This window comes from Fuchsiella alkaliacetigena (genome assembly GCF_023227765.1).
GTDB classification, from domain to species: domain Bacteria; phylum Bacillota; class Halanaerobiia; order Halobacteroidales; family Acetohalobiaceae; genus Fuchsiella; species Fuchsiella alkaliacetigena.
In genome coordinates this window covers 1-7,563 of the sequence record NZ_JALKBZ010000076.1, presented here as the reverse complement: position 1 = coordinate 7,563, position 7,563 = coordinate 1, and the positions used below count along the sequence as shown (strand labels likewise).

8 protein-coding genes are annotated in these 7,563 nt (G+C 30.5%); 2 read left to right on the top strand and 6 right to left on the bottom strand.

Features of this window, described 5'->3' with window-relative positions:
- Positions 1 to 28: 28 nt before the first annotated feature.
- Positions 29 to 1,336, bottom strand: coding sequence for a UvrD-helicase domain-containing protein (locus MWH30_RS12950; RefSeq protein ID WP_248664517.1), 1,308 nt, complete (start codon positions 1,334 to 1,336; stop codon positions 29 to 31).
- A gap of 39 nt (positions 1,337 to 1,375) precedes the next feature.
- On the bottom strand, positions 1,376 to 1,729 hold the full coding sequence (locus MWH30_RS12945; protein WP_248664516.1) for a helix-turn-helix domain-containing protein: 354 nt from the start codon (positions 1,727 to 1,729) through the stop codon (positions 1,376 to 1,378).
- A gap of 240 nt (positions 1,730 to 1,969) precedes the next feature.
- Here MWH30_RS12945 and MWH30_RS12940 point away from each other — a divergent pair, with 240 nt between their 5' ends.
- Positions 1,970 to 3,373 (top strand): hypothetical protein, encoded by a 1,404-nt coding sequence (locus MWH30_RS12940; RefSeq protein WP_248664515.1) that lies wholly within the window; start codon positions 1,970 to 1,972, stop codon positions 3,371 to 3,373.
- A 162-nt stretch (positions 3,374 to 3,535) separates the two neighbouring features.
- Here the strand turns inward: MWH30_RS12940 and MWH30_RS12935 are convergent, their stop codons facing one another.
- From MWH30_RS12935 to tnpA (MWH30_RS12920), 4 genes are all read right to left on the bottom strand, one after another.
- Positions 3,536 to 3,703, bottom strand: coding sequence for a hypothetical protein (locus MWH30_RS12935; RefSeq protein ID WP_248664514.1), 168 nt, complete (start codon positions 3,701 to 3,703; stop codon positions 3,536 to 3,538).
- Between the two features lie 122 nt (positions 3,704 to 3,825).
- Entirely contained in the window at positions 3,826 to 5,076 is a 1,251-nt protein-coding gene (locus MWH30_RS12930) for an RNA-guided endonuclease InsQ/TnpB family protein (protein ID WP_248664513.1), read from the bottom strand.
- A gap of 387 nt (positions 5,077 to 5,463) precedes the next feature.
- Entirely contained in the window at positions 5,464 to 6,546 is a 1,083-nt protein-coding gene (locus tag MWH30_RS12925) for an RNA-guided endonuclease InsQ/TnpB family protein (RefSeq protein WP_248664512.1), read from the bottom strand.
- A gap of 2 nt (positions 6,547 to 6,548) precedes the next feature.
- Positions 6,549 to 6,941 (bottom strand): IS200/IS605 family transposase, encoded by a 393-nt coding sequence (gene tnpA, locus MWH30_RS12920; RefSeq protein WP_248664511.1) that lies wholly within the window; start codon positions 6,939 to 6,941, stop codon positions 6,549 to 6,551.
- Between the two features lie 160 nt (positions 6,942 to 7,101).
- On the opposite strand from tnpA (MWH30_RS12920), the gene tnpA (MWH30_RS14010) reads away from it, so the two are divergent.
- Positions 7,102 to 7,485 (top strand): IS200/IS605 family transposase, encoded by a 384-nt coding sequence (gene tnpA, locus MWH30_RS14010; RefSeq protein WP_372494187.1) that lies wholly within the window; start codon positions 7,102 to 7,104, stop codon positions 7,483 to 7,485.
- Positions 7,486 to 7,563 lie beyond the last annotated feature (78 nt).

The following is a 7,563-nucleotide window of genomic DNA, read 5'->3' as shown; positions in this document are numbered from 1 at the left end:
TATCAAAGGAGATAGCTTATGCCTACCTTTATTTTAACCGATGGATAATATTAACAAATGATTGCATAGAAAGAGTTTCTAAAACTAATTGCTGATACTCTAAGCCTTTAGCTCTATGTAAAGTAGAGATAATTATATCTGCTTTATCTTTATCATTAACAGCTAGTTTTTTAATTTGCCTTACATACTTAGGTATCTTTTCACCATACTTCTTCACGATCTTCGTTAAAAACTCTAATTCTAGATCTTCTGTATTTTCAACGTATTGAAGTAACTGTTCGTAATCATCAAAAGGAGCTAATAAGGGATCATTAGTCTCTTTACCTTCGGAAAAAAGCCAAGCTTGGGTAAAGGTATCGAAATTATAAGAGTTTACTCCCCCTTCAAAATAAATCCTATTATCAGCTAATATATTCTCTACTGCATTATCAAAGACCATTGCTCTGGTTCTACACAACTTAGCATACTGCTTTTTTCTATCAACTTCACCTATTCTTTGTGATTTATTCTTACCCTTAATCGTCATATTAGCTTTACCAAAGTCTTTGAGGATTAAGTTGCAGATATTAGCTAAATTAAGCCCTATTCTAAAGCTGTTAGTTAAAAGGTAGTCATCCCCTTCCAGCTTGTTTAAAGCGTCTACAGCTCCATTCCAGGCGTATATTTGCTGATTGGAGTCCCCAACTGCTACCTTAGTTATGTTTTGCTTCTTAAAAATATCTATGATTACTTCATTAATATCCTGTGCTTCATCTAAAAGTATTAAGTCATAGTATCTAGAAAGATCAGGATTTGATAGATGAAATAACTTTAAGTAAAAGTTATGAGTAATTTGAATATCATTATTAAGATCTTTTTTTAGCTCAAAAATCTTATTCAACAGTTCCAATATTTCTTTTGGGGAATAACTGGGGTCAATACTGCGACCACTTAAAAATTCATCTATTGACTTAGCTCTAGATCTTAAAAATTCATTAAACTGTCTTCTTACCTCGGAGACCAAAGCAATATCTGAGCTTTTGTTAAAATCATAGCCTAAATCCATTGCTAACTGATAAGCCTTATACTTAAAAGTTAGTTTATCTTTATATTTATAACCTACATTCCTGTAAGCTAGACTGTGTATAGTTCTCACTTCAGTATTTCTTAAGTTTTTAAATCTCTGTTCTGCTTCCTCTTTCATTGATCTGTTAAAGGCTAAATAAAGTATCTTTTCATCCTGTCTGCTTTCAGCGAAGTTATATAGGGTCGTTGTTTTACCGCTACCAGCACAGGCATTAATCAGAATCTCTTTAGAATTAGAATTGATCACTGCTTGTTGTTCCTTAGTTAGCACAATTATTGCCTCCTTTCCCATTGTAATTAATTATCTGTACTAAAAATCCAAATCTTTAATCAATTTAATAGTCTTTAACAGCTTTTCCGCATTTTCATCATCTAAATCTTTAAGTTCCATAAAAATCTTCTTCAAACTATCTTTTTTAGAGAAGTTATCTATTAGTTCAGCTGTTTCTTGATCAAAGTCTTCAATCCTTCCTTGCCCAAGTAAGTAAGCAATAGTAACTTCGAAAGCATCAGCTATTTTCTCAAGATTATCTATAGAGGGGTTACTTCTTCCTTTTTCTATATTATTTAAAAATGAAATTGAAATACCAGTTTCTTTGTTTAACTCTTTGAATGTCCAATTCTTTTCCTTGCGAAGTTTTTTTATTCTTTTGCCAATATCCATTTTAAACTACCTCCTCGTATAATATTTTGTATATCAAATTATAACATTTCTAAATCCATAAGTAAATATAACCTATTATTTTAGAGTTTATAAGAGTTATTAAGAGTAATTAGTATTTAAGTTGTTGTAATTGCTTTTAAAGAAAGGATTATCTCTTGACATATTTATTTTTTTAGCATAAAATATAGTTAATAAAGATATATTTATTTTATTTAAATAAAAAAGAGGGAGCTGATGCAAATGAAAAAAATGAACACCAAGCAATTTAAAGACAGAGTACATGCATTAACCGGAGGCAAATATAAAGTACTAGGAAATTATACTCACTCTCACATACCGGTTGATATTCAGTGCACTATATGTGGTCATATATGGTCACCAAGACCATGCAACTTTTTAAATAATGATTCGCGATGCCCCGAATGCCGAAAAAACAAGCTAAGCTTAAACCAAGAAGAATTTATTGCAAGAGTAAGAGAATCTACAAATGAAAATTATGAAGTAATAGGAGACTATACCACCTACTACAACAAAATTAAGCTAAAACATAAAAACTGCGGACATATTTGGGAGGTAAGCCCAAGCAATTTCCTATCGGGCTCGAGATGTCCAAACTGTGCTAATGGAGTAGATAAATCTAAAATAAATATTAAAAACTTATTTGAAAAAATAGGATTTGAAACAGAAATGGAAGTATCATTTAATAAGTGTGTAGTTGACCATAAACTACCTTTTGATTTAAAAATTTACGATCAAAGGAAAAATTTTTTGATCCTTGAATTAGATGAGCAATATCACTTCAAGTCTCGTAATAAAATTAAAGATACTAAAGAAGACTTGAAAGATAAAGTAAAAAATTGGTTTTGCATAGAGAATAATATACCATTTATTAGAATCCCATACTGGAAATATAAGGAATTAAAAGGTATCATTAAAGAACTTAATCCTGAAATACAGGTAGATCAACTTAGAAAACTTATCATAAAAGAGCTATCATTATATAACTACTGGCAAGACCACTTAATACAAAATACAAGCTATAGAAATATAATAATGAGTGATAACTTAGATCAAATTAAAGTATTACTTGAAGAGAGCAAAAAAGAGATTACTAATAGAAATAAAAAAAGAGAAGATAAATTAAAAGCTATTAGTGAATTATCAGCAGATAATAACTTTTTTAAATATGAAATATATAAGTCATTAGCCAAAAACACTAACTTAAAAGAGAGAAAATGCAAAAATCTATGGACTTACAATAAGAAAGACTTAGAAAAGCTACAAAAGAAAAAAGAGGAGGAAACTAAATTGAATAAAAGATATACTTTGCATGCAAATAGCAAAATCTTGCGCCAACTAAACATAGAGGCATTATTAAAGGATTCAAATTTAAGTAAATTAATTGAAAGTCTTTTGACAAAATACATAAACAAGGAAATAGAACCAGAAGTAAAAAAAGAAATCAACAATTGGGTAGATAAAGATGCTCAAAATCCAAGCAACAAGAACAAGCAAACGATGATTACTCTTCCAGTCTGTTTAAAAGACGATGTCGAGAAAGAAATTAAAGATGTTTTTAATAGAGCCAGACTATTCTCGAGCTTAGTAGAAGCTCTAGCTAGAAAAATAATATTAAACGACTAAAAATACTTAGATTAAATGAGAGAGTCTCAAATTATTATTTAAGAGGCTCTCTCATTTGATTTTATCAAACTAAAGATTCAGGTAGTGTTTTCCTGAGGTATTTTAGATAAATTTAATTTTCCTTTGACATACCTTTTAACTGAATAATAAGCTCTTTAAAATTTAACGAACTATTTCTAGTTCTCCTGTATAGCCTAAATCATTTATCTTAATAACATATCCATCACTTTTATCAATATTTTCATCACTTAAGCTATTTCCCATTGAATGAGAAAAACCAGCCAAAACATATCCATAATCTGAAGCAGATTCTATATCGTGAACCTCCACCCCCAAATCAAAAACAAAGATTTGCAGTGGCTTCTTACTACTTCACATATACTAAAATAGCTATATGTTACTAGGTGAGTTTGAAAAGATGTTTGGCTTTTAAGTTTCCTCCTAGTTAAAAACTAGGATACCCTTAATCTTTCGGGAGTGTCCACAACTCCCATATCCCTAATCTGTTTTACCATTTCAGGAGTACCATTTTTAAGATACTTTCTCATTATATTTAGCGAACCATTTACATCAGCATTAATTACTTTATTGCCAGTTTTAAACAGCCCTCGTTTAATTCGTCTGGACTTATCATAGTTAACCCTATTTAATTTTTCTTCATCTATTGCAGAACAGCCAGAGGTATAGGCTTCATTAACAAATACAACTTTAACACCTTCTAATTTAGCTTTATACTCTATTAAATCTTTAAACCTCTGGATGGGAACAGCTACAAAGTGTTTATTATGCTTATTATTTTGTTTAATACCTGCTATATCACCAATTACTATAGTACCTGCATTATTTTTAGTTGCTAATTCAACTATCTTCTTGCTAGCTTTATGTAGATAGTCGGCAACAAAGTTTCTTCTTTTTAATCGTAACTTCTTAATTTGTTTAGTATCTTTAAATTGTTGACTACCTACTTGTTTCATTCTGATTTTTTGAAGTTTAGTAATTCTTCTATTATAGTACCTATTTTCTGATTTAATTACTTTACCATCAATGATATAGCTTTCAGGATTATCTTTTAAAGTAACAGTTGCTAAATTATCCAAACCTAAGTCTATTGACATTATGTTATTACCTTGTGGTTTATCTTTTTCATTTACTTTATGAATGATTATTAAGTACCACTCATTAGAAAGGTTATCTCTTTTTATCCTTACTTGTTGTAGATTATCTAAATCAATCAGGCTTTCAATTACTGGTGGTAACTGAAATTTAAGACTGTCCACCTGATACTGATTTTTAATCTCTTTGGACAAGGACAAAAGAAGATTATTCTCTCTAATTCTGGTAGCTAAATTAGTGAAAATTATTTGACTAGGGTTATTATCTAAATACTTGAAATTAGGTGGTTTGGGTTGACCTTGATATTTGCTAGGATTGTTATTGTAATCCTCTATTGAGTTAAAGTAAGACTTCCAATCTTGAGCTAATTGTTTAAATAGTTGTTGGCGATTATGTGAGTGAAGGTAATCGGTGTGCCAGTTATTCTTAAACCTATTCTCTAATCTAGTATATACTGGTTTAACTTCTTTATTGTTTTTTATTTGATAGTTAACTATATTATACAGCTTAGAGCAATGCCAACTTAACTCTTTAACTATTTCTAGCTGTTTATGACTAAAGTTAGCTTTGAATTCAAATGACAATTTCATACCTTTACACCTCCCTTCTTAGTTGATATAATTATATCATAGTTTTATTTAGTTGTAAACTAAGATTTAGGAGGTGAAATGCCTATGAGTAGGCAAATTAATAGTAATCGTCATTCCGTTTATAGTCTAAAATATCATTTAGTTTTGACATCCTCCCCGCCCGTTCCTAACGTCACAAACGAGGATTCCTTAAAGAAACTTGCACTGAATTCTCATTATATACACAAAAGGAAAATTCAGCATTAGGTCATCGAGACCGTCACGAGGTTACCAAATGATTAGAGGACAGTCTATTTCTAGTAGTCCAATATAACTTTGGCTTTAGGTTGTGCCATCAACCCTCCTGAGATAGGCATATAGCCACTCAGGCACTTAGACTATTACCATCTAAGCAGATTGTTGTCCCAAATGTGCTATGTTCCTGCTAGCATTCAAATCAGAATGAATATGATTACCACATTGGCAGGAATATAAATTAACTTTGCGATTAACTTTTTTAACTTTACCACATTTTGAACAACGCTGGGAGGTATGTTTAGGATTAATATATTTCACCTTTATCCCAGCCAATTCAGCTTTATATTCGATGAATTGTTGGAGTTGATAAAAAGTCCAATTATGCAGGTTCCTATCAGCTCTATTAAGACTATGAGCACTTTGACGGATATTTTCTAAATCCTCCATAACTATAATCCCCACTTTTTCTTGCACAGCAAGATTAACCAACCGACGACTAATTTTATGGTTTAGATCTGTCATCCATCTTTGCTCTTTGTCGTTAATATTTCTAATAGAGTTAATTTTCTTGGCTTGACCTAATTCTCTTCTTAATGAGCGATACTTTTTACGAATAAATCCAGCTTCTTTACCATTAAAGAATTGACGATTAATCTCTTTTCCGGCTGAATTTTTAATGCTGGCTACTGCTAACTGTCTAAGTCCTATATCAATTCCCATTGTATTAGGATTATTATTTTTTTCTTGTGGTAGATCAACACTTACAGCAAAGTACCATTTACCTCTTTTATAAAAAAGACTGGCTTTACCTAACTTAGAACCATTTTCAATATGTTCTTGCAGTTCTTTAAATCTTTTAGTCTGCTTAACAGGAAAAGCAAATCTTTGACACTTACTAGTATAAAGAGGTATTGAGATTATATGACCGTCTATTTTATAGTTCTGGTTATTATAGCAAATGGGCTGGTTTTTCTTGAAATCTATGTTATCTTTTTTAGAATCTGATTTTTCAAAGAGTCTAAATAGAACTTTAACTTCTCTAATATTTTGATTTTTAACAGCAGAGGGTAGATTATGCTCTTTAAAATCAGCAGAACTCAATTTAGTTTCTCCTGCTTTAAGTTTATCAGCAATAGCTTGACGATTTTTAACTACTTCTGCAATATTATTAAAAAATATATTCTGTTTTCTTTTTGTTGGTTCTAATAATTCTAAAACATAAGTTATTTGCATAATTAATCACCTTGCTTTTCAATATAATGCTGAATAGCTTCTGAACTAACATTCCCTGCGGTAGCAACAAAATAAGCTCTAGTCCATACTGAACCTTTGATATTTAACTCTGGAAACTGTTTTGATATTCTCCTTCCAGTAGTTCCTTTGATGATATTCATTAATTTACTAGGGGAATATCTGGGAAGTGCCGATAGAAAAAGATGTATATGCTCAGACATTATTTCTATAGATAATACTTCAAAACTATGCTCGATAGCCAATTCATCGATAGTATTTATTATTATATTTTTTATCTCTTTATTATCCAAAATATCTTTTCTATATTTAGGAATCCATACAAAATGATAGTTTAAAAGAAACTTTGCATGTCTAGTACTTTTATAGGTATTCAATACTAAAACCCCTTTAATATAAGTTATTAAGCTTATTATATCAGAAAAGGGATTCATATGCAAAGAAGCAAATTTAATTTTCAGATTGACTGAAATTTAAATTCATCGATTCATCCCCGCCTATTAACATAGGCGAGGCTTTCTCGACTAATTTTCTGTAATCACAAAATATAGGCACAAATGTATTAATTCTGAAATACTTGACGAGCTAGAAAAAATATTTACTAGGTTACTCAATGACAAAGATTGCAAAATCTTAGAATTCGGAGGAGAAAAAGACCATATCCATGTTTTGTTTGAAACTCCACCACAGATACAGTTATCAAAACTAGTTAACACTTTAAAAACAGTATCCTCTAGACTTATCAAGAAGGATTTTGAAGAATATTTAAAGGATTATTATTGGGAATCAGCCTTTTGGTCTAGAAGTTACTGTATTATTTCTACTGGCGGAGCTACTATTGAAACAATTGAGAAGTATATCCAAAGTCAAGGAGCAAAAGAACAAAACAGCCTCAATTCATCACCACCTGAATCAAATTAAAGCCCGAGTTCGACAGTTCATAGGTATAAAATAACTATTTAGAGGTCAGAAACCTTGATATAGCAGGGTTTGTGATTT